The sequence below is a fragment of the Microbispora hainanensis genome (genome assembly GCF_006874475.1).
Lineage (GTDB): Bacteria > Actinomycetota > Actinomycetes > Streptosporangiales > Streptosporangiaceae > Microbispora > Microbispora hainanensis.
In genome coordinates this window covers 1-1,792 of sequence record NZ_VIRM01000126.1, presented here as the reverse complement: position 1 = coordinate 1,792, position 1,792 = coordinate 1, and the positions used below count along the sequence as shown (strand labels likewise).

General features: G+C 65.3%; 2 protein-coding genes. Both read right to left on the bottom strand.

Features of this window, described 5'->3' with window-relative positions; all coding sequences use genetic code 11:
* Window positions 1–402: 402 nt before the first annotated feature.
* Entirely contained in the window at window positions 403–1,092 is a 690-nt protein-coding gene (locus FLX08_RS39760; RefSeq protein ID WP_208761980.1) for a GntR family transcriptional regulator, read from the bottom strand.
* A gap of 271 nt (window positions 1,093–1,363) precedes the next feature.
* A complete protein-coding gene (locus FLX08_RS39755) occupies window positions 1,364–1,648 on the bottom strand; it encodes a hypothetical protein (RefSeq protein ID WP_142625411.1) in 285 nt (94 codons plus the stop codon).
* Between the last annotated feature and the right edge of the window lie 144 nt (window positions 1,649–1,792).

Sequence of the window (1,792 nt, the reverse complement as noted above, 5' to 3'; positions counted from 1 at the left end):
AGCTGAACAGGCCCAGGCACCTCACTGGAGGCAACAGCTCAACCGGACCCCACGGGCCGGGCTCCTTATCGGGGTATGCCCGAGGAGGGTCGATGAGATGGAACGGCAGGGATGGGTAAGACGTCCCCGCCCAGCTCCGAAGGGCGGACAAGAGTCTGTCGTTCAGTCTGGTGCACGGGTAACCCTCAAGTAGCCCGCCGTACGTGGAGTCGAGACGAACGGTTGACAGGCCAAGATTCCGCCCGCAGGCGAGCTCGACGTGTGCGAGGGTCATGGGGCGTTGCTCCGAGGAGAGGCACGACGCTATTCAGACAGCACATCACGTCGAACAGTGCCATCAGACATAGGCCCACCGCCAGTGGATCACGGAGCAAGCCCAACAACGAAACTACCGGGAGACCATCAGGCGATGGGATATGCGTCTTCCATCTCGTGATGGTCGGCAGGCAGCACGACAGCCAGCACGGCAAGGGGCCGGCCACCGGGGTCACGTACAGCCGCATAGACGTCGAGAACCGGCGTGTTCTTGGGCATGCCGAGCTGCTTGGCCTCATCAGAGGTAGGCATCCGTGCCGTGATCTGCTCAATGACGTGATCAAACCGGACGCCCTTGCGCGCCTGGATGTGCTCGCGAATGCCCTGGGCCAGTGGCTCTGCGCTCGTGAGGTTCGTCCCCTCCGACAGGTCGAGGGGCAGCCATAGCGAGACGATCTCGGAAGCCTCATCGCCGCGTGAGACCAGCCGGCGACGGAGGAACGCCTTACTCTTGGGCGGCAGGTCGAGCAGAGCGGCGATCCTGTTCGGCACGGTTACCGCGCCGACTTCCAGTAGTTCGGCCAAGGGCGTCTCGGCGCTGGTGAGGTAGGCGTGGCCGGGCCTGGGTTGTTCGAGCGAGGCGAGGGCAGGGCGGCCCCGCACGAAACGACCCTTGCCCTGCTGGGACTCGATCCAGCCCTGTTCCCGGAGCACGCGCAGGGCCGCCACGACGGTCGGACGGGAGATGCCGAACTCATTGATGAGCTGATTCTCGCTCGGCAAGAGGGTTCCGGGAGGGTAGTCCCCCGCTTCGATACGCCGCTGAAGCGTCTGCACAAGCTGTGCATACTTCGGAGGCACGGACTCTAGAGACATCACGACCGTCCAGCAGCCGACAGGTTGTTTTACCAAGTTTGAGCCTAGACCGGCTCGACGCTTCTGTCACCTCATACGGCTGCACTCGCAGTCCGGGAGGAGGGGACCGGCAGGACCACACGGGGGGACACGGGGGCGAGTCACTGTGGCCCTGCCGGAGATCAAGGGCGCGACGAGGCAGGGATTGATGGCTGCCGACCCGTCGTCGGCGCACTGCCTCGCCGCGCCCGCTTCAGCGGCAGACGTAGGCGGCTATCACCTTCGCGGCGCCCTCCAGATCGGACACCGGGTGCCGCCTGCCTGCCGAGTTCCATGAGTAGTACTGGCCGCCGTAGCCGACGAAGACCCACACCGGCATGCCCCGCCCACTGGGCGGCTGGACCATCAGCGCCGTGTTGTTGTCGCGCAGCTCAGCGTTGATGCTGAGCCGGGTCAGCGCGTCACGCAGTCGGATGAGCTTGTCCGCCTCGTCGCTTCGGTTCATGTAGGCCACCGCCGCAACCTCGATCGGGTTCATGTTCCGCTCCCTTCGGCCCGGCCGTTTCCGAGGCAGTCGAGGCACTGACGCTCCCCACCCGAGTCGTGTTCGTCGCTGGTGTCGCCGCCGACGACGAGCTGACGGCGTGAATGGCACTGCTTGGTGCCACGTCCCCGACACGAT